At 60.3% G+C, this 19,485-nt stretch carries 18 protein-coding genes; all 18 read left to right on the plus strand.

Going from position 1 to position 19,485, the window contains the following annotated elements; genetic code table 11:
- Positions 1-440 precede the first annotated feature (440 nt).
- The 18 genes from rfbF to D8U61_RS27580 all read left to right on the plus strand — a co-directional run bounded on the left by rfbF (position 441) and on the right by D8U61_RS27580 (position 19,462).
- Positions 441-1,214: a glucose-1-phosphate cytidylyltransferase gene (gene rfbF / locus D8U61_RS27495; protein ID WP_041478997.1), complete on the plus strand. Its 774-nt coding sequence runs from the start codon at positions 441-443 to the stop codon at positions 1,212-1,214.
- On the plus strand, positions 1,196-2,278 hold the full coding sequence (rfbG, locus tag D8U61_RS27500; RefSeq protein WP_130901816.1) for a CDP-glucose 4,6-dehydratase: 1,083 nt from the start codon (positions 1,196-1,198) through the stop codon (positions 2,276-2,278). Before rfbF ends, rfbG begins: the two co-directional genes overlap by 19 nt.
- The gene (gene rfbC, locus D8U61_RS27505; RefSeq protein ID WP_016771103.1) at positions 2,275-2,835 is read left to right on the plus strand and encodes a dTDP-4-dehydrorhamnose 3,5-epimerase; all 561 of its coding nucleotides are present in this window, start codon (positions 2,275-2,277) and stop codon (positions 2,833-2,835) included. The genes rfbG and rfbC overlap by 4 nt, the downstream gene beginning before the upstream one ends.
- Positions 2,832-4,058: a class I SAM-dependent methyltransferase gene (locus tag D8U61_RS27510; protein WP_130928042.1), complete on the plus strand. Its 1,227-nt coding sequence runs from the start codon at positions 2,832-2,834 to the stop codon at positions 4,056-4,058. Before rfbC ends, D8U61_RS27510 begins: the two co-directional genes overlap by 4 nt.
- Positions 4,055-4,906, plus strand: coding sequence for an NAD(P)-dependent oxidoreductase (locus D8U61_RS27515; protein WP_130928043.1), 852 nt, complete (start codon positions 4,055-4,057; stop codon positions 4,904-4,906). Before D8U61_RS27510 ends, D8U61_RS27515 begins: the two co-directional genes overlap by 4 nt.
- Positions 4,903-5,973, plus strand: a complete 1,071-nt coding sequence (locus tag D8U61_RS27520) for a class I SAM-dependent methyltransferase (RefSeq protein WP_130901813.1) — start codon at positions 4,903-4,905, stop codon at positions 5,971-5,973. The genes D8U61_RS27515 and D8U61_RS27520 overlap by 4 nt, the downstream gene beginning before the upstream one ends.
- 17 nt (positions 5,974-5,990) lie before the next feature.
- A complete protein-coding gene (locus tag D8U61_RS27525; protein ID WP_038860482.1) occupies positions 5,991-6,728 on the plus strand; it encodes a cephalosporin hydroxylase family protein in 738 nt (245 codons plus the stop codon).
- Between the two features lie 55 nt (positions 6,729-6,783).
- Positions 6,784-9,696, plus strand: coding sequence for a TIGR00180 family glycosyltransferase (locus D8U61_RS27530; RefSeq protein WP_130928044.1), 2,913 nt, complete (start codon positions 6,784-6,786; stop codon positions 9,694-9,696).
- A gap of 28 nt (positions 9,697-9,724) precedes the next feature.
- The gene (gene pseB / locus D8U61_RS27535) at positions 9,725-10,726 is read left to right on the plus strand and encodes a UDP-N-acetylglucosamine 4,6-dehydratase (inverting) (RefSeq protein WP_130901811.1); all 1,002 of its coding nucleotides are present in this window, start codon (positions 9,725-9,727) and stop codon (positions 10,724-10,726) included.
- Positions 10,723-11,886, plus strand: a complete 1,164-nt coding sequence (gene pseC, locus D8U61_RS27540) for a UDP-4-amino-4,6-dideoxy-N-acetyl-beta-L-altrosamine transaminase (RefSeq protein ID WP_130928045.1) — start codon at positions 10,723-10,725, stop codon at positions 11,884-11,886. Before pseB ends, pseC begins: the two co-directional genes overlap by 4 nt.
- Positions 11,887-11,892: 6 nt before the next feature.
- Positions 11,893-12,588 carry a pseudaminic acid cytidylyltransferase gene (gene pseF, locus D8U61_RS27545; RefSeq protein ID WP_130928046.1) on the plus strand — a complete coding sequence of 232 codons (696 nt, stop codon included), beginning with the start codon at positions 11,893-11,895 and terminating at the stop codon, positions 12,586-12,588.
- A complete protein-coding gene (gene pseG, locus D8U61_RS27550; RefSeq protein ID WP_130928047.1) occupies positions 12,585-14,090 on the plus strand; it encodes a UDP-2,4-diacetamido-2,4,6-trideoxy-beta-L-altropyranose hydrolase in 1,506 nt (501 codons plus the stop codon). Before pseF ends, pseG begins: the two co-directional genes overlap by 4 nt.
- The gene (gene pseI / locus D8U61_RS27555) at positions 14,083-15,135 is read left to right on the plus strand and encodes a pseudaminic acid synthase (protein WP_130889178.1); all 1,053 of its coding nucleotides are present in this window, start codon (positions 14,083-14,085) and stop codon (positions 15,133-15,135) included. The genes pseG and pseI overlap by 8 nt, the downstream gene beginning before the upstream one ends.
- A gap of 227 nt (positions 15,136-15,362) precedes the next feature.
- The gene (locus tag D8U61_RS27560; protein WP_016771093.1) at positions 15,363-16,289 is read left to right on the plus strand and encodes a ketoacyl-ACP synthase III; all 927 of its coding nucleotides are present in this window, start codon (positions 15,363-15,365) and stop codon (positions 16,287-16,289) included.
- An 87-nt stretch (positions 16,290-16,376) separates the two neighbouring features.
- Positions 16,377-17,666, plus strand: coding sequence for a 6-hydroxymethylpterin diphosphokinase MptE-like protein (locus D8U61_RS27565; RefSeq protein ID WP_130928048.1), 1,290 nt, complete (start codon positions 16,377-16,379; stop codon positions 17,664-17,666).
- Positions 17,663-17,929 carry a hypothetical protein gene (locus tag D8U61_RS27570; protein WP_076566579.1) on the plus strand — a complete coding sequence of 89 codons (267 nt, stop codon included), beginning with the start codon at positions 17,663-17,665 and terminating at the stop codon, positions 17,927-17,929. Before D8U61_RS27565 ends, D8U61_RS27570 begins: the two co-directional genes overlap by 4 nt.
- A 242-nt stretch (positions 17,930-18,171) precedes the next feature.
- On the plus strand, positions 18,172-19,032 hold the full coding sequence (locus D8U61_RS27575) for a flagellin domain-containing protein (protein ID WP_016771090.1): 861 nt from the start codon (positions 18,172-18,174) through the stop codon (positions 19,030-19,032).
- Between the two features lie 73 nt (positions 19,033-19,105).
- Positions 19,106-19,462 (plus strand): flagellar protein FlaG, encoded by a 357-nt coding sequence (locus D8U61_RS27580; protein WP_024012099.1) that lies wholly within the window; start codon positions 19,106-19,108, stop codon positions 19,460-19,462.
- The last annotated feature ends 23 nt before the right edge of the window (positions 19,463-19,485 follow it).

Genomic DNA, 19,485 nt, shown 5'->3' on the forward strand with positions numbered 1-19,485 from the left:
TCTTGCTCTTGCTCTTGCTCTTGCTCTTGCTCTTGCTCTTGCTCTTGCTCTTGCTCTTGCTGTTCTGTGGGAGCGAGCCTGCTCGCGAAGGCGGTCTGACAGCCGACCCATTTCTTGCTGGATGCACGCGATCCAACTGTAGGAACTGGCGAAGGCTTGGGCCGTGATCGGACGATCTTTTGCTTTGGCTCTTGATCTCTTGCCCCTCCACGCCCTCAGCCCGTCCGTCATTCTGTTACCACTTCCACCGACGCCTCTATCAGCCATTTCCGAAAACCCGAGTCTGAGCTGGCGCGTTTCCTGCAAGTGCCCCGCAAATCGCCATAAAACGAGCGCTCGCGGTGTTTCCTCCTGCGCCCGTAGCGGCAGAAGGTTTAGCCAGAAGGCCTGCAACGCTCAAAAAGCAGTGCGCAGCCCGGTGACGTACGAGAGGGGAGACGATGAAGGCAGTAATTTTGGCGGGTGGCCTCGGCACGCGCATCAGTGAAGAGTCGCACCTCAAGCCCAAGCCGATGATCGAGATCGGCGGCAAGCCAATTCTCTGGCACATCATGAAGCAGTATTCCGCCCACGGGATCCACGACTTCGTCATTTGCCTGGGCTACAAGGGCTACGCGATCAAGGACTTCTTCGCCAACTACTTCCTGCATACATCCGACGTCACTTTCGACATGCGCAACAACCGCATGGACGTCCATCAGAATTACAGCGAGCCGTGGAGTGTGACCCTCATCGACACCGGCGAGGAAACCATGACCGGTGGCCGCCTGTTGCGTGCCGCGCGTTATCTCAAGGATGAAGAGGCGTTCTGCTTCACCTATGGCGATGGCGTTTCCGACATCAATATTGCTGAGCTGGTCGACTATCACAAGGCTCACGGCCGCCTGGCGACCGTCACTGCGGTGCAGCCGCCAGGTCGGTACGGCGCGCTTGAACGCCAAGGTGACCAGGTGCTGGGTTTCACTGAAAAACCCCGTGGTGACGGTGGCTGGATCAATGGCGGTTTCTTCGTGCTGTCGCCAAAAGTGCTGCCCTACATCAGCGATGACAGCACCACTTGGGAAGCCGAGCCGTTGGCCCGTCTGGCTCAGGACGAACAACTGAAGGCCTTCGAGCATGAAGGCTTCTGGCATCCGATGGACACCCTGCGTGACAAGAACCATCTCGAAGCGCTGTGGCAGAGCGGGGAGGCCCCATGGAAGCAATGGGCCTGAGTGCGGATTTCTGGCGTGGCAAACGCGTTCTCGTCACCGGACACACTGGATTCAAAGGCAGTTGGCTGACCCTGTGGCTGCAAAGCCTTGGTGCGCAGGTCAGCGGTTTTTCTCTGGATCCGTCGACCGAGCCGAGCCTGTTCGAACTGGCGCGCGTGCGCGAAGGCATCAATGATCAACGCGGCGATCTGCGTGACCTCGGTGCCTTGCTGGAAATCATCGCCGAGACCGAGCCGGAAATCGTCCTGCATCTGGCGGCCCAGCCTCTGGTGCGCGAGGGCTATCGCGATCCGCTTGGCACCTATTCCAGCAACGTCATGGGTACGCTGAATCTGCTCGAAGCGATTCGTCAGGTCGGCGGCGTGCGGGCCTGCGTGCTGGTGACCACTGACAAGGTCTACGCCAACAAGGAATGGCTGTGGCCATACCGCGAAGACGAAGCCCTTGGTGGACACGATCCTTACAGCAGCAGCAAGGCCTGCTGCGAATTGCTCGCGCAGTCGTACGCGGCGTCGTTCTTCCCGGCGGACAAACATGCCGAACACGGTCTGGCCTTGGCTACCGCACGCGCTGGCAATGTACTGGGCGGTGGTGATTTTGCGCCGGAGCGACTGATTCCCGACGTATTGAAAGCATGGACCGCCGACGAGCCAGTGACCCTGCGTTACCCGCAAGCCGTGCGTCCGTGGCAGCACGCGCTGGAACCGCTGGCCGGATATCTGCAACTGGCTGCTGCTCTCTACGAGTACGGCCCGGAATACGCCGGTGCGTGGAACTTCGGTCCCGGTGAGGCTGACATGTGCAGCGTCGGTGAAGTGGTTGAACTGCTCGCCAACCGTTGGCCGCAGGCCCGTGGTTTGCGCATCGAGCCGAGTGAATTGCACGAAGCCGGTCTGCTGCGTCTGGACAGCAGTCGTGCGCGGCAGGTGCTCGGCTGGCAGCCGCGCTGGTCGTTGCAGGCGTGCCTGGCGCAGACCCTCGATTGGCACTTGGCGTGGCAGAACGGCGATGATATGCGCGCCGTAACTCTGGGCCAATTGAATCTGTACCGAGGCGCGCTGTGAGCGAGTTTTCCCTGCAAGCGTTGCCATTGGCCGGCCTGTTCAGCGTTCAGCATAAACGTTTCGAAGACCAGCGCGGGCACTTCGCCCGGTTGTTCTGCGAGGGCAGCCTGAGTGCGTTCGGCAATGAATTTCATATCCGCCAGATCAACCATTCCTGCACCCGCGAGAAGGGCAGTGTGCGTGGCCTGCATTATCAGAATGCCAACGCCCCGGAAGCCAAACTGATCACGTGCCTGCGCGGTGAGGTCTGGGATGTGGCGGTGGATCTGCGCCCGGACTCGGAGACGTTTTTGCACTGGCACGCCGAGCACTTGAAGGCGGGCGATGGCCGCAGCCTGTTGATTCCGGGCGGTTTCGCTCATGGCTTTCAGACGCTCACCGACGACGCCGAATTGCTCTATCTGCACAGCGCCGATTACGCACCGGAGCACGAGGGCGGCTTGTCGGTGAACGATCCTCGGCTGGCGATTGCCTGGCCGTTGCCTGTCAATAATTTGTCAGCGCGCGATTCCAGCCATCCCGCGCTTGATCAACACTTTGCTGGAGTGCGTCTATGAATTGCCGTGGGTGCGCTGCACCGCTGAGTCTGCCGTTGATCGACCTCGGCACTTCGCCGCCGTCCAACGCCTACGTGCATGCCGATCGCCTGGAGCAGGCCGAGCAATGGGTCCCGCTGAAAGTCGCCGTGTGCGAGCAATGCTGGCTGGTGCAGACCGAGGATTACACCAGTGCCGACAGCCTGTTTGATGCCGAGTACGCCTACTTCAGTTCGTTCTCCAGTACTTGGCTGAATCACGCCGAGCGCTATGTCGCCGAGATGAGCGAGCGCTTCGGGCTGAGTGCCGACAGCCGTGTGGTCGAGGTCGCCGCCAATGACGGGTACCTGCTGCAATACGTCGCCGCGCGCGGCATCCCGTGCCTGGGCGTCGAGCCGACCCGCAGCACCGCACAGGCTGCACGGGAAAAAGGCCTGGAGATTCGTGAGCTGTTCTTCGGCCGCGACACCGCCACGCAATTGCGCAGCGAAGGCTGGAGCGCCGACCTGATGGCGGCCAACAACGTGCTCGCGCATGTGCCGGACATCAATGATTTCCTCGCCGGCTTCGCGACGTTGCTCAAGCCGACCGGCGTCGCCACCTTCGAGTTTCCGCAACTGCTGACGCTGATGGCCGGCGCGCAGTTCGACACGCTGTATCACGAACATTATTCCTACCTGTCGCTGACCGCCGTGCAGACCCTGTGCGAGCGCAACGGCCTGGAAGTGTTCGACGTCAGACAGTTGAGCACTCACGGCGGCTCGCTGCGCGTATTCGTTCAGCGCAAGGACGGCCAGCGCCGCACTGTTCTCCCGGCAGTTCAGCAACAACTGCAGGCCGAACTCGATGCCGGGGTGAAAACCGCCGAGTACTACGCGACCCTCGCGCCTGCTGCCGAACGCATCAAACATGACCTGCTGCGCTTCCTGTTGCAGGCCAAGGCCGACGGTAAACGTGTGGTCGGATACGGCGCGGCAGCCAAGGGCAATACCTTGCTCAATTACGCCGGGGTCAAGCCGGACTTGCTCGCTTGGGTCGCGGATGCCAACCCGCACAAACAGGGCAAGTTCTTGCCGGGCAGTCGCATCCCGATTGTTGCGCCAGCGCAGATCGACATTGAGAAACCGGACTACGTGCTGGTGCTGCCGTGGAACCTGCTGCACGAAGTCAGTCAGCAACTGGCGCAGGTGCGTCAGTGGGACGGGCGCTTCGTCATCGCCGTGCCTGAGTTGAAAGTGCTGTGAAAGTTCTGGTCACTGGCGCCACAGGCTTTGTCGGTCGGCATCTGGTTGCTGCATTGCTTGCGCGCGGCTGCGAAGTCCGTGCGGTGGCGCGCAACGCAGAACCGGCGCAGGGCATGCCATGGATCAACCACGTCGAATTCGTCGCGGCAGACATTCACGCTGCCGAACTGAATGTCGTCGCGCTGACCGAAGGCATCGACGCGCTGGCGCATCTGGCCTGGCCGGGGTTGCCGAACTATCGGGCGCTGTTTCATTTCGAGCACAACCTGATGGCCGATTACCGCTTTATCAAAAGCGCGGTAGAGGCGGGCGTGTCGCAGGTGCTGGTGGCCGGCACTTGCTTCGAATACGGCATGCAGAGCGGTCCGCTCAGCGAGTCAACCGAGCCACGGCCGAGCAATCCCTACGGTCTGGCCAAACATACGCTGCACCTGTTTCTGCAGAGTTTGCAGCAGGAGCAACCGTTCACCCTGCAATGGGCGCGCTTGTTCTATTTGCACGGCGAAGGGCAGAACCCCAACAGCCTGTTGGCTGCGCTGGACCGGGCAATCGATGCTGGCGAGGCGTCGTTCAACATGTCGGCCGGTGAGCAGTTGCGCGATTTCCTCGCGATTGAAACCGCCGCAAGTCATCTCGCCGCGATCCTCCATCAGCGCGATTTCGACGGCGTGATCAACTGCGCCAGCGGCCATCCGGTGTCGGCGCGTGCGCTGGTCGAACAGCGCTTGCATGAGCGTGGCGCAACACTGGCTCTGAACCTCGGCCATTACCCGTATCCGACCCACGAACCGCTGGCGTTCTGGGCCGTCACCGAGCGCTTGCAACAGTTATTGGGAGAGTCGCCATGAGGCACGAGTTGTACCGGGCCACCGGCCTGCCGGTATTGCAGAACCGCACTTTCGCCGATGCCGAATCGGCGCGGGCCTCGGCCAGCGCCGACATGCTGCTGGTTCAGGACGAGCGCAGCGGTCTGGTTTTCAACGCCGCGTTCGATGCCGACAAGCTCAGTTATGACGCCGACTATCAGAACGAGCAGGCGCACTCCGGTCAGTTCCAGAAGCATTTAAGTGACGTCGAAGGCATCATCGCCAAGCACTTCAAGGGCCAGGAACTGATCGAAGTCGGCTGCGGCAAGGGCTACTTTCTCGAGTTGCTCAAAGGCCTCGGCTATTCGATCACCGGTATCGACCCGGCTTATGAAGGCGACAATCCCGAGGTGATCAAGGCGCCGTTCACGCGCGGCCTCGGCCTGGCGGCAGACGCCATTGTGCTGCGTCATGTGCTGGAGCACATCGAAGACCCGGTGAGCTTTCTGGCCGTGATCGCCGAAGCCAATCAGGGCGGGCAGATCTACATCGAAGTGCCATGCCTGGACTGGATCCTTGAGCACAAGGCCTGGTTCGACCTGTTCTACGAACACGTCAATTATTTCCGTCTCGATGACCTGCGCCGGATGTTCGGCACGGTGCACGAGGCCGGGCATCTGTTCGGCGGCCAATATCTGTACATCGTCGCTGATCTGTCGACGTTGCGCCTGATACCCGAACAACCGGTGCCGCGCCTGACTCTGCCTGAAGATTTCAGCGCCAGTCTCGACCGCGCTGTGCAGATCATCCGCTCGGCGCCTGCGCAGGGTTCGGCGATCTGGGGTGCCTCGTCCAAAGGCGTGATCTATTCGCTGTACCTGCAACGCGCCGGCGTTGCGGTCGATCGCGTAGTCGATATCAACCCGGCCAAGCAGGGGCGTTATCTGCCGCTGAGCGGCGCGCGCGTGTCCTCGCCGCAAGAGGCTATGGATGCGCTGCCGGAAGGCGCGCACCTGTTTGTGATGAATTCCAATTACCTCGAAGAGATCAAGCGGATGACCGGTGGACGCTACGTCTATCACGCCGTCGACAGCGCTTCGTTTCAGTGACCCTTGAGATGACCAACATGACCGACAACAGCATCAACCAAGCCTTCGAAGCCGAGTGCCGCGAGCAGATCGCCCAGCAAGGTGACGACCCCAAACTGACCGGCCTGGCCCGCGATTTCTTCAACGAATCGGCCAAGCACAAATACAGCTACCACTTCTCGTGGATGGGCCGCCCGATCATCCAGCTGCCGCAAGACATGATGGCCATGCAGGAGATCATCTGGCAGGTCAAGCCGGACCTGGTTATCGAGTGCGGCATTGCCCACGGCGGTTCGATCATCTACTACGCCTCGCTGCTCGAGCTGCAAGGTCACGGCGAAGTGCTGGGTATCGACCTCGATATTCGCCCGCACAACCGTGAAGCCATCGAAAGCCATCCGATGGCCAAGCGCATCAAAATGATCGAAGGTTCGAGCATTGACCCGGCCATTGCCGCTCAGGTGCAGGCCGCCGCCAAAGGCAAGAAAGTCATTCTGGTCCTCGACTCCAACCACACCCACGATCACGTGCTCGAAGAGCTGCGCCTCTACGCGCCGCTGGTGTCGGTCGACAGCTATTGCGTGGTCATGGACACCGTGGTTGAAGACATGCCGGCCGATTTCTTCCCGGATCGTCCATGGGGCCCGGGCGACAACCCGAAAACCGCCGTGTGGAAGTACCTGGAAGAGAACCAGGACTTCGAAATCGACCAGCAATTGCAGAACAAACTGCTGATCACCGTGGCGCCGGACGGCTACCTGCGTCGCGTTCGTTAATTCGCAACATTTACCCAGAGTTGTTTCGGCGAGTCGCCGGTTGTGGAGAGAAGTTATGCAAGGCAAGTACAGTTCTGAACTGACGCTACCGCTTGATGAGCTGTTGACGGTGGTGCTGATTACCCACAACCGACCGGCGTTCCTGCGTCGGGCTGTGAAGTATTACAGCGACTTGCCCTGCAAGATCATGGTGCTCGACTCCTCGCCGGAACGTCCGGAAGGCGATTTTTCCGCCGTCGATTACCATCATGTGCCGCAATTCGCGTACTGGGGGATGCAGGCCAAACTGGCCTATGGTGTCGAGCAACTGACCACGCCGTACATGGTGCTGGCGGCCGATGACGACTTCATCCTGCATGATTCATTGGCCGAATCCGTGAGTTTCCTGCAGGACAATCCGGATTACGGCATGTGCCACGGCTATTGCCTGATGTACCTGACGCTGGCCGGTGGCGTCAGCTACTACCGCCGCGACAAAAAAGTCCAGGAAGACTACTGCTCCGAACAGGCTCAGGAGCGGGTCATCGATTACATGAGCCAGTACATCCCGCCGTTCTATGCGGTGACCCGTACTGATCTGATGAAGACCTGGCACTCGGCATTGCCACCCGGCACCAGCTTCCAGTGGCAGGAAATCGGCCATGTCTATTTCCTGCTGGCCAGTGCCAAAGCACGGATTCTGCCGATCCCTTATGTGGTTCGGGAGATCAACTACGGTGCCTCCGAGCACAGCACCGAGGTGTATCACTCGCTGACCTACGTCGATGCCAAATCGGTCGCCGAGCGTGAAGCCTTTGCCGAGTTCCTTGCCGCGCTGCCAACCCAGATCAAAGGGCTGGACGCCGAGCAGGGCAAAGCGCTTGCCCTGCAAAGCTTCGAGGCAATGGTCGACAGCCTGCAATCGAATCGAGCGCTGACCGCGGAACTGATCATCCAGTCCACCTGGAATCAGGAGCTCAAGTACCCGGATCGCCGTTTCGGGCCTTTGCAGTACGTGGAGATGCCGTTCTACAACGAGGCGTTTTTCGACCGCCTGGCGCAGTTCGAATTCATGCTGCACGCCATGCCGGCGGGGCGCATCCAACTTGAAGGCCTGGAGGGCGTCTGGACCCGTCAGGCGCACTTGCTGCAAGCACGCAACAACGACACCCCGGAAAGCGTTCTCGATCGTTTGTGGCAGGCTCACGATCTCAATGCGTTCAATCGCACCGTGATCAAGCGGCTGGCGGCTCAGCTGACTTCGATGGGCCAAGCCGAAGAGGCGCAAGCGATGCAGGCCTGGATCGAGCGCCTCGAAGCGTTGACCGTCGATGACCATCATGCGGTCATGGACAAGATGCAGTCCGGTCGCCTGCTCAACTGGCTGGCCGCACGTGCGCCCGGCGCTCACCTCGAGGCAATCGGCCAACATCTGGCGGTGAATGGCGGTGGGCCGCAGTTCGGCATTTTTCTGCTGGATCTGGACGACGACATCGACAAGCTTCAGGTGTCTCTCGACAGCTTGCTGGAAGGGCAGTGCAAGGCCTTCCGCATTGTCGTGTTCACCACCGGCGAAGCGCCCGCCGCGACCACGGCACAGAACACCCTGCATTTTGTCCGAGTGACCGCGGGTAATCTGATCGACAAGCTCAATCAAAGCGCTCGTCAATCACCGTGTGACTGGCTGCTGTTGGCTGAAGCCGGTGATGAGTTCACTGCCAGCGGATTGTTGCGCGCCAGCCTGGAGTTGATGAACGCCGGCGATTGCCGCGCGGTATCCACCGACGAAATCCAGCGTCAGGAAAACGGTGCCCTGACCGACGTGTTCCGGCCGGGCTTCAACCTTGATCTACTGCTGAGCCTGCCAACGCTGATGGCGCGGCACTGGCTGGTACGGCGCGATGCGCTGGTTGAAATCGGCGGCTATCGCGCTGATTTCAATCAGGCACTGGAGCTCGATGTGCTGCTGCGTCTTATCGAAGAACATGGGCTCAACAGCCTGGCTCACCTCGACGAGCCGCTATTGGTCAGCCAGGCACCAGAGCTGGTCGAGAATGCTGACGAGCGCCTGGCGCTGCTGCGCCATCTGGGCAATCGCGGCTACAAGGCCAAAGTGACGTCAGCGGTTCCAGGGGTTTACCAGATCGACTATCACCACAGTGATCGGCCTCTGGTATCGATCGTTATTCCGGCGGGCAGCGATCTGGCGGTGCTGCAACGTTGCCTCGAAGGTGTGCTGCTGCGTACCCGTTACCATCACTATGAAGTGCTGATCGCCACCGCTGCGGATCAGACGGCTGAGATCAATGACTGGCTCGGCACTTACAAGCACTCCAGAGTGCAGGTGCTGCGCACTGACCGGACGTTGAGCGAAGCAGGATTGTTCAACGCGGGCAGTCGTCAGGCGCGGGGCGAGTACTTGGTGCTGCTCGCCGCCGATGCGGAAGTGGTCAATCCGAACTGGCTCGACTCTTTGCTCAACCATGCTCTGCGTCCAGAGGTTGGCGTGGTCGGGCCGAAACTGATCGACCGTGATCGCAAGATCAGCCAGGCGGGATTGATCCTGGGCCTGAACGGCGGGGTCGATTCGCCCTTCGTTGGTGAAGAGCACGATGCCGACGGTTACCTGCATCGCTTGGCGGTGGAACAAAACTACTCGGCGGTATCAAGCGTGTGCCTGATGGTCCGCAAAGAGCTGTACGAGGCGCTCGGCGGTCTGGACGAAAGCACATTTGCCGAAGGCTTCAGCGATGTCGATCTGTGCCTGAGCGCCGGGCAGGCCGGTTATCTGACGGTATGGACTCCGGCGGTGCAAGTCATCCATCAGGGCGGTATGCCTGACGCCCCGCAAGCGCTGCTGGCCCTGCGCGAAAAATGGCCGGCGGCATTCGTTCAGGATCAGGCCTACAACGCGAACCTGAGCCTGAAGGGCAAAGGCTTCGTGCTCGATGACAATGCTTCACTGGACTGGGCACAGTTGCTCGCTTAAGCCTGGCGACAGGGACGGAATTGACAAAATGTTCAACGGTAAATCGATCTTCATCTCCGGCGGCACCGGCTCGTTCGGACGCAATTTCATCCGTCGCTTGCTGGAGCAATACCAGCCCAAGCGCGTAGTGGTGTTCTCCCGCGACGAGCTGAAACAGTACGAGATGCAGCAGACGTTCAACGCGCCGTGCATGCGTTATTTCATCGGTGACGTGCGTGACGCCGAGCGCTTGCGGCAGGCGATGCGCGGCATCGATTACGTCGTGCATGCCGCCGCGTTGAAGCAGGTGCCGGCGGCGGAGTACAACCCGACCGAATGCATTCGCACCAACGTCAACGGCGCGGAAAACATCATCGCTGCGGCGATCGATAACGGCGTAAAGAAAGTCGTCGCGCTGTCCACCGACAAGGCGGCCAGCCCGATCAATCTGTACGGCGCGACCAAGTTGCTTTCGGACAAATTGTTCGTCGCAGCCAACAATATTGCCGGCGAGCAGCAGACCCGTTTCGCCGTGGTGCGCTACGGCAACGTCGCCGGTTCGCGCGGCTCTGTAGTGCCGTTTTTCAGCAAGCTGATTGCTGACGGCGCGCAAGAATTGCCGATCACCGACGAGCGCATGACGCGGTTCTGGATCACTCTCGACCACGGCGTGCAGTTCGTCCTCGATAGCTTCGCTCGCATGCACGGCGGCGAAGTGTTCGTGCCGAAGATCCCGTCGATCCGCATCGTCGATCTGGCGCGCGGCATGGCCGAGCATCTGCCACACAAGAACGTCGGCATTCGTCCCGGCGAGAAGCTGCATGAGCTGATGGTGCCGCTGGACGATGCGCGCATGACCCTTGAGTTTGAAGACCATTACACGATTCAGCCGTCGATTCGTTTTACCAGCGTCGACGTCGATTTCGCGGTCGATAAACTCGGTGAACGTGGCCGTGTCGTGGGCGAGGATTTCGAGTATCGCTCGGACACCAACCCGCATTTCCTTTCGGTAGGGCAGATCGCCGATCTGCACGCGAAGCTGTCGGTATGATTCCTTACGGTCGGCAGAGCCTCGATCAGGCGGACATCGATGCGGTGGTCGAGGTGCTGCAATCGGACTGGCTGACCCAGGGGCCGACCATCGAACGCTTCGAACAGGCCATGGCCGCGCGTTGCCAGGCCGATTTTTCCGTGGCGGTGTGCAATGCCACGGCAGCGCTGCACATTGCTTGTCTGGCCGCTGACCTGGGGCCGGGCGATCGCTTGTGGACCTCGCCGAATACGTTTCTGGCTTCGGCCAATTGCGGGCGTTATTGCGGCGCTGATGTTGATTTCGTCGACATCGATCCATTGACCTGGAACCTCGACGCCTTTGCCCTTGAAGCGAAGCTGGAACAGGCCGAACGCGACGGCATGCTGCCGAAAGTCCTCGTCGCCGTCGCGTTCTCCGGGCAGAGCTGTGACCTGCGCAAGATTGCCGAGCTGGCGGTGCGTTACAACTTCACAGTGATCGAAGACGCCTCGCACGCGGTGGGCGCGAGCTACGCCGGGCGCCCGGTCGGTTGCGGCGAATTTGCGGCAATGACGGTGTTCAGTTTTCACCCGGTGAAAATCATCACCAGCGCCGAAGGCGGCATGGTCCTGACCAATCGCCCGGTGCTGGCCGAACGTCTGCGACGCCTGCGCAGCCACGGCATGACCCGCGATCCCGAGCACATGACCGAGCCGAGCCACGGGGCGTGGTATTACCAGCAGATCGAGCTGGGTTTCAATTACCGGATCACCGATCTGCAAGCGGCGCTGGGCCTGTCGCAACTGGGCAAACTGGATGAGTTTGTCGCGCGTCGCCGCGAATTGGCCGCACGTTACGATCAGTTGCTTGCCTACCTGCCGTTGACCTTGCCGAGCGCGCAGCCGGAGGCCGAATCGGCGTGGCACCTGTATGTGGTGCGCGTGCAGGTCGAGCGCTGCAACCTCAGTCATCGCCAGGTGTTCGAAGGTTTGCGCGCCGCCGGCATCGGCGTGAATCTGCACTATATTCCGCTGCATCTGCAGCCTTACTATCGCAAGCTGGGTTTTGCCGAGGGCGATTTCCCCGAGGCCGAGCGCTACTACGCCGAGGCGATCAGCTTGCCGCTGTTCCCTTTGCTCAGCGAAGCACAACAGGATCAGGTGGTCGAGCAACTGCGTCGGCTGCTGCTTGAGGAGTAAGGCACCGTGAGCTGCGTCGCGATCATCCCCGCCCGTGGTGGCAGCAAGCGCATCCCGCGCAAGAATCTCAAGCCGTTCGACGGCGTGCCGATGATCGTTCGCTCGATTCGCACGGCGCTGGAGTCAGGGCTGTTCGGCGCCGTGGTGGTCAGCACTGACGATGAGGAAATTGCCGACGTCGCGCGGGCAAATGGCGCCGAGGTGCCGTTCATGCGACCGGCCGATCTGGCCGATGATTTCACCGGCACCGCTGCGGTGATCGTGCATGCCTTGCAGCAATTGCCGGTGTTCGATTACGCCTGCTGCGTGTATGCGACAGCGCCGTTGTTACAGGCGCGTTATCTGCGTCAGGGTCTGGATTTGCTCAAGCAGCATCCGCACAAGTCGTTTGCCTTTTCGGTGTGCGGCTTCGGCTTCCCGGTGCAGCGCGCACTGACCCTCGACGAGGAGGGCGCGCTGACGTCTTTGTACCCCGAATTTCGCACGACCCGTTCGCAGGATCTGCCCGAAGCATTTCAGGATGCCGGGCAGTTTTACTGGGGCCGCAGCGAAGCGTGGTTGCGCGGCGAGACGCTGTTCTCGCCAGCGAGTCTGCCGGTGATCCTGCCGCGTCATCTGGTCCAGGACATCGACACCCCCGAGGACTGGAAACGCGCCGAATACCTGTACGCCGCGCTCAAGGCCGGCGGAGAACTGCAATGAGAGTGCTGATCCGCGCCGACGCCTCGCCAACCATTGGCAGCGGCCACGTCGCCCGTTGCCTGACGCTGGCGCGGGTGCTGAAACAGCAGGGCAGTCACGTCGCGTTTGCCTGCCGGCGTTTGCCCGGGCATCGACTGGATGCCTTGAATGCCGAGGGCTTCGAGACCTTCGCGCTGCCCGAGCGCTATCGTGATGAAGACCCGCTGCAGGCTATCGAATCGATGTTGCCGTGGCAGTTCGATATTGATGCACTGGGCCTGCTGCTGGACGGGCAGGCACCGTTCGACTGGATCATCACCGACCATTACGGCCTCGATCATCACTGGCAAACCGCCGCCCGGCGCTGGGCGCATCGAATCGCCGCCGTGGATGATCTGGCCACGCGGCGCTACAGCGTCGATCTGCTGCTCAATCAGAACCTGTCCGGTCTTAGCGAAAACTACGCGCCGCTGCTGCCGCCAGGCTGTCGCACCTTGCTCGGCCCGCGCTACGCCATGCTGCGCGAAGAATTCAACTGCGATGCCATCGAGATCAAACCGAAGGCCCGCCGGGTGCTGGTGAATTTCGGCGGTTTCGACGCGGCGAGGCAGACTCACCATGCGATGCTGGCGCTGGCTGATTTCACTGAGTTGCAGGTGGATTTCGTCGCTGGCGCCGACAACCCGGCGTGGACGCAGATGCAAGCGTTGGCCGAGACGCGACCGAACTGGCGCCTGCACAGTTTCGTCAGTGATTTCCATCAGCGCATGACTGAGGCCGACCTGTTTATCGGCGCTGGCGGTGGCACCAGTTGGGAGCGCGCGGCGCTGGGTTTGCCGACCATCTGCATCGCCGTGGCGAACAATCAGCAGGCCAACGGCGAAGTCATGGCCGCTGCCGGTGCGCATGTGTTCATGGGGGCTCGCGAGCAGGTCAGCGTCGAGCAGTTGCGTGATGCGGTCGGCTTCGTCGTGAACAATCATTTTCTACGCCGCAGCCTCGCCGAGCGCTCGCGGCAACTGGTCGACGGGCGCGGTGCCGCACGCGTCGCGGCGGCGCTGGCCGGCGCGGTGCTGAAACTGCGCCCGGCGACGCTGGACGATGCGCAGTTGCTGTTCGATGGGCGCAATGCTGAAGCGGTACGGCGCTGGTCGCTGGAAACCGGTGTGATCGATTGGACTCAGCATCTGAACTGGCTGACAGCGACCCTGCGCAATCCGCAACGGTTGCTGTTGATCGCCGAGGCGGACGACGGCCCGGTCGGGGTGCTGCGTTACGACTTGCGCGGGTTCGAAGCCGAAGTGTCGATCTATCTGCTGGAAGGGCGTTTCGGCCTCGGTTGGGGCAGGGCGGTGCTCAGCCGTGGCGAAGCGTTTGTCGCTGCGCACTGGCCACAATTGACACGCATCACTGCGCGGGTCATGCCGGCCAATCAGTCTTCATTGAAAGTCTTCCGCGACGCCGGGTTCACTCAAGAGACCTGCGCGTTCAGCCGTGTTTTGAAGGATCACCCGCATGTCTAGTTTCAAGATTGGCCAGCACACCATCGGTGCCGATGCGCCGCCGTTCATCATTGCTGAGATGAGCGGCAACCATAACCAGTCTCTCGACGTCGCTCTGCAAATCGTCGAGGCGGCGGCCAAGGCCGGGGCGCATGCCTTGAAGCTGCAAACCTACACCGCCGAAACCATGACCCTGGATTTGGCTGAAGGTGAATTCTTCATCAAGGATCCGGGCAGTCTGTGGGCCGGCACGTCGCTCTACGATCTCTACGAAAAAGCCCACACACCGTGGGAGTGGCACGCGCCGATTTTTGCTCGGGCCAAGGAGTTGGGGATGCTCGCGTTCTCGACACCGTTCGATGACAGCGCGGTGGATTTTCTCGAAGGCCTCGAGGTGCCGGCGTACAAGATCGCCAGTTTTGAAAACACCGATCTGCCGTTGATCCGTCGAGTGGCAGCGACCGGCAAACCACTGATCATCTCCACCGGCATGGCGAGTATTGCTGAGCTGGATGAAACCGTGCGTGCCGCACGCGAGGCCGGGTGCAAGAATCTGGTGTTGCTCAAGTGCACCAGCACCTATCCGGCCACGCCACTCAACAGCAATGTGCGCACGATCCCGCATCTGCGCGAGCTGTTTGGTTGCGAGGTGGGGCTGTCAGATCATTCGATGGGCGTTGGCGTGTCGGTGGCCGCAGTGGCGCTGGGAGCGACGGTGGTGGAGAAACACTTCACCCTTGATCGTTCGGCCGGTGGCGTGGACGCGAGTTTCTCCCTGGAGCCTGCGGAGCTGGCCAGTCTGGTCGTCGAAACCGAGCGTGCCTGGCAGGCGATGGGGCGTGTTCAGTACGGTCCGACCGAGGCCGAGTGCAAGTCGCTGGTCTATCGCCGCTCGCTGTATGTCACCGCTGACATGGCTGCCGGTGAAGCCTTTACCGGGGACAATCTGCGCGCCATTCGCCCCGGCCTCGGTCTGCCGCCCAAGCACACCGAAGCCGTCCTCGGACGCCGTGCGCGCACCGCGATCAAGCGCGGTACGCCGCTGGACTGGTCGCTGGTCGAATAGGCCAATCTGCCATCGATTCGGCAAAATAGCGTGACCTGCGAGTCATAACGCGCATCTTCACTGTATTGTATTGACCGGGGAGATGGCGCCTGGCCCGTTTTGCGGTTCCAGTGATAGCCCTTTGCGCTTCCCGTGGCTGCCCGTCGTGGCGGCCGTTTTCTGTTTGTCGGCGCCCCTCGAATCCTTGCGAGCGGTGGTTTTGGGCTGTTTTTTATTGGGAAGCCGTAATGATTGGCATAAAAAGCATTGCGAGCTACGTTCCTGTAGCCGGCGTGGACAATTACGCACAAGGTGCAAAATTCGAAAAGGATGAAGAGTTCATCCTTGGCAAGATCGGTTCGGCGTTCCTGCCGCGCAAAGACGCTGAGCAGGAAACTTCCGACCTGTGCGTGGAAGCGGCCAATGCGCTGTTCGCCAGCAATCCTGAACTGAAGCGTGAATCGATCGACGCGTTGATTGTCGTCACGCAAAACGGTGACGAAGAAGGCCTGCCGCACACAGCAGCAATCGTCCAGGACAAACTCGGCCTGCCGACCAATGTCGCAGCGTTCGATATCTCTTTGGGCTGCTCCGGTTACGTCTACGGCATCTACGCGATCAAGGGCTTCATGGAAGCCGCCGGCCTGAAGAACGGCCTGCTGATCACCGCTGACCCGTATTCGAAAATCGTTGACCCGGAAGACCGCAACACCACCATGCTGTTTGGCGATGCCGCCACCGCTACGTGGATGGGCGAAAACCCGACCTGGGCGCTGGGCAAGGCCAAGTTCGGCACCGACGGTTCCGGCGCACCGCATTTGAAAGTCAGCAACGGCGTGTTCTTCATGAACGGTCGTCAGGTGTTCAACTTCGCATTGCTGAAAGTCCCGGCGCACCTGCACGAGTTGCTCGACGATTCCAATCTCAAGGCCGATGACATCGACGCATTCTGCATTCACCAGGGCAGCGCGGCGATAGTCGACGCCGTGGCGCGACGCTTCGAAGGCGAGCCGGAGAAGTTCATCAAGGACATGGTCGAAACCGGCAACACCGTGTCGTCGAGCATTCCGCTGCTGCTGGAAAAACACGTGCTTGATTCCGACTGGCAGCGCGTTGCGCTGAGCGGTTTTGGTGTGGGCCTGTCATGGGGCTCGGCGATCATTTATCGTCCGTAAGCCCGAGCAAAAAGCACTGATACAAAAATAGCGTTCAAGGTTAACCTTCAACGCTATTTTTTTGCCCGAGAAGGAGCGCGAGGCGCCATGAGCGAGTTTTTCCAAGCCAATGCCGAGGTGTTGCAACGGCGCTGGCCGGCGCTGTTCGAGCGATTGATGGCCGAAGACAGCGCGTCCGTACAGGTCGAACTCGTGCAAGGGCTGGGCTCGACGCTGAGCGTTGACGGCATTCAGTTGACCAGTCGCCATGATCGTCTGCATGAGGCGCAGGTTCAGGCGGCAAGCCTGCCGGCAAAACCGCATCTGCATGTCTATGGCACCGGCCTGGGCGATTTGCCCGGCGTGCTGCTCGATCGCGCAGACCTGGAAAAACTGTACGTGCACATCCTCAACGGCGCGCTGTTCGCGCTGGTACTGCAACTGCTCGATCAGCGCCAGTGGCTGCAGGATCCTCGGGTCGAACTGTTTTACGCCGGTGATCATCCTGACTTCTTCACGCCATTCTTTGCCTTGCCGGCCGAGATGCTGCTGGCCGATGACTTCAACGCGAAGATCCGCGACCGGCTGATCAATGAAGTGCACCTGACGTTCAACAATCGTGATTTCGATCCGCAGTCGCCAGAAATCCGGCAACGCTTGCAGGAATGTCTGCCGGTGTTGCTTGGCGATGACGATGTCGCGCAGTTGTTCGGCAGCTGCGCCGGGCGCGAAGTCTACGTGATCGCCACCGGACCGACACTGGAGCAGCATTTCGAACGTCTGGCGGCGATCCGTCAGCGTGCCGAGCGGCCGTTGTTCATCTGTGTTGATACCGCTTATCGACCGCTACGTGAGCACGGCATCGTGCCTGATCTGGTGGTGAGCATCGATCAGCGCATCGGCTTTCGGCATCTGCCCTTCGAGACGTCTGACGGCATTACCCTGGTGTACCTGCCGATGAGCGACCCGCAGGTATTGAAGGCATGGAAGGGCAAGCGCTATGGCGGCTATTCGGCCAGCCCGATCTATGCCGAGCTGAAAGAACAGTATCCACGCGGCGAGCTGCACGTCGGCGGCAGCGTGATTCATCCGGCGGTGGATCTCGCGGTAAAAATGGGCGCGAGGCGCATCACTCTGTTTGGCGCCGACTTCGCTTTCCCGATGAACAAGACTCACGCCGGTTGGAATGACGGCGATCTCGGACCACCGGTGAACCAAGCGCGGCACTGGGTGCGCGATGGCCACGGTCAGCGCGTCAGCACTCAGCTGAATTTTCGCGGCTATCTGTGTGTGCTTGAGCGTTATATCGCTGCGCATCCAAAGGTCGAATTTCTCAACAGCAGCCGCGCCGGTGCATTGATTGCCGGGACCGCTTTCAATACGGAGTTCGTGCAATGAGTGCGCTGAGTCAGTGTCAGGATCAGTGTCGTCAGTGTGCCGCGTTGTTTCGCCTTGGGCGGGACGTTGAGGCGGCACTGACGATGGTCGATGTATTCGAGCAGGCCCAGCAATGTCTGGCGTCTGCCTCAGTGGATATCCAGCAGGCGTGGGCACAGGTGCTCACGCAAATGCTCGACTGTCAGGAGCGCCAGGACTGGTTGGGCCTGGCTGACTATATGGAATACGAACTGGTCGAATTGCTGGAAAGTGCCAGGCGCTGAACCGCTGCGCAGCGCTGGCCCGCGGCTTTGCGTTACAGGCGGTTTTATGACGTCATTTTTTCGCGCTGGATGTGCTGCTAAGTCTTTGTTTTCTCGGGGGTGGCGTGGTGATGGCAAAATTTTTTCAAAAAGCCCTCAAGCAACCTGCAAACCCGACGATAACTATTACGAAGGTTCTCTAGGCCATACCCGGCGGTTGCCAGGGCCGGAAGCCGCAGTACCCAACCAACGAGGAATTCGTCATGGCTTTAACAGTAAACACCAACACCACATCGTTGAACGTTCAGAAAAACCTGAACCGCGCTTCCGACGCTCTGTCCACTTCGATGCAGCGCCTGTCTTCCGGCCTGAAAATCAACAGCGCCAAAGACGACGCCGCTGGCCTGCAGATCTCCAACCGTATGTCCTCGCAGATCCGCGGTAACACCCAGGCCATCCAGAACGCCAACGACGGTATCTCCGTTGCCCAGACCGCTGAAGGCGCTCTGCAAGCTTCGACCGACATCCTGCAGCGTATGCGTGAACTGGCTGTTAAAGCTCGTAACGGTACCAACGGCACTGCTGACCAGACCGCTACCAACGCTGAATTCGCTCAGATGTCTGACGAAATCACCCGTATCTCGGCTGCTACCAACCTGAACGGCAAAAACCTGCTGGACGGTTCGGCTGGTACTGTGACCCTGCAAGTTGGCGCAAACACCGGTTCGGCTAACCACATCGACCTGGTACTGAGCTCCAAGTTCGACGCCGTCAGCCTGTCGGTAGGTAGCGGTACTGTAGTTCTGACCGGTACTTCGGGTACTGGTGCTGGTTCTGCTTCGCAGAACATCGACAACGCGATCACTGCAATCGACGCCGCTATCGCTGCAATCGGTGCAACCCGTGCCAGCCTGGGTGCTTCGCAAAACCGTCTGACCAGCACCATCTCCAACCTGCAGAACATCACTGAAAACACCACCGCTGCTCAGGGTCGTGTACAGGACACCGACTTCGCCGCAGAAACTGCTAACCTGACCAAGCAGCAGACTCTGCAGCAAGCTTCGACCTCCGTACTGGCTCAAGCCAACCAACTGCCTTCCGCTGTACTGAAGCTGCTTCAGTAATTTCGGAATGAGTTTAAGCGGGGGAGTGCGCTTGTCGTGCTCTCTCGCTTTTTTACGTTAAGAGGTGATGGGCATGGACATGAGCGTAAAGCTTAACGTGTCTTATCCGGCTCCCAAGCCAGTGCCACCGGTTGCTGACAAACCGTCAGAGCTGCCTAAAGTCCAAAAGACTGAAGCACCGGTCGCTGCCAAGGATCAGGATGCGGACGGCGCCAAGTTGAAACTGGCGGTGCAAGAGATAGAAAAGTTCGTCCAGTCGATCAAGCGTAATCTGGAGTTCTCGATCGACGAGCATTCCGGCAAGGTCATCGTCAAGGTGATCGCGAGCGAGACGGGTGAAGTCGTTCGACAGATTCCTTCCGCCGAAGCCCTTAAGCTCGCAGACAGCCTGGCCAATGCAAGCCACGTGTTGTTCGACGCCAAAGTCTGATAGCTGGCATGAATAGTGTTTGC

The sequence above is a fragment of the Pseudomonas sp. Sample_14 genome (assembly GCF_004307515.1).
Taxonomy (GTDB): Bacteria; Pseudomonadota; Gammaproteobacteria; order Pseudomonadales; family Pseudomonadaceae; genus Aquipseudomonas; species Aquipseudomonas atacamensis.

What these genes read in the sequence shown, in the direction of transcription:
- pseC (WP_130928045.1), top strand. Translation starts at nt 10,723, where the DNA reads ATGATTCCTTACGGTCGGCAGAGCCTCGATCAGGCGGACATCGATGCG.
- pseB (WP_130901811.1), top strand. Translation starts at nt 9,725, where the DNA reads ATGTTCAACGGTAAATCGATCTTCATCTCCGGCGGCACCGGCTCGTTC.
- D8U61_RS27510 (WP_130928042.1), top strand. Translation starts at nt 2,832, where the DNA reads ATGAATTGCCGTGGGTGCGCTGCACCGCTGAGTCTGCCGTTGATCGAC.
- D8U61_RS27520 (WP_130901813.1), top strand. Translation starts at nt 4,903, where the DNA reads ATGAGGCACGAGTTGTACCGGGCCACCGGCCTGCCGGTATTGCAGAAC.
- D8U61_RS27565 (WP_130928048.1), top strand. Translation starts at nt 16,377, where the DNA reads ATGAGCGAGTTTTTCCAAGCCAATGCCGAGGTGTTGCAACGGCGCTGG.
- D8U61_RS27580 (WP_024012099.1), top strand. Translation starts at nt 19,106, where the DNA reads ATGGACATGAGCGTAAAGCTTAACGTGTCTTATCCGGCTCCCAAGCCA.
- D8U61_RS27575 (WP_016771090.1), top strand. Translation starts at nt 18,172, where the DNA reads ATGGCTTTAACAGTAAACACCAACACCACATCGTTGAACGTTCAGAAA.
- D8U61_RS27560 (WP_016771093.1), top strand. Translation starts at nt 15,363, where the DNA reads ATGATTGGCATAAAAAGCATTGCGAGCTACGTTCCTGTAGCCGGCGTG.
- D8U61_RS27530 (WP_130928044.1), top strand. Translation starts at nt 6,784, where the DNA reads ATGCAAGGCAAGTACAGTTCTGAACTGACGCTACCGCTTGATGAGCTG.
- pseI (WP_130889178.1), top strand. Translation starts at nt 14,083, where the DNA reads ATGTCTAGTTTCAAGATTGGCCAGCACACCATCGGTGCCGATGCGCCG.
- pseG (WP_130928047.1), top strand. Translation starts at nt 12,585, where the DNA reads ATGAGAGTGCTGATCCGCGCCGACGCCTCGCCAACCATTGGCAGCGGC.
- D8U61_RS27525 (WP_038860482.1), top strand. Translation starts at nt 5,991, where the DNA reads ATGACCGACAACAGCATCAACCAAGCCTTCGAAGCCGAGTGCCGCGAG.
- rfbF (WP_041478997.1), top strand. Translation starts at nt 441, where the DNA reads ATGAAGGCAGTAATTTTGGCGGGTGGCCTCGGCACGCGCATCAGTGAA.
- rfbG (WP_130901816.1), top strand. Translation starts at nt 1,196, where the DNA reads ATGGAAGCAATGGGCCTGAGTGCGGATTTCTGGCGTGGCAAACGCGTT.
- D8U61_RS27570 (WP_076566579.1), top strand. Translation starts at nt 17,663, where the DNA reads ATGAGTGCGCTGAGTCAGTGTCAGGATCAGTGTCGTCAGTGTGCCGCG.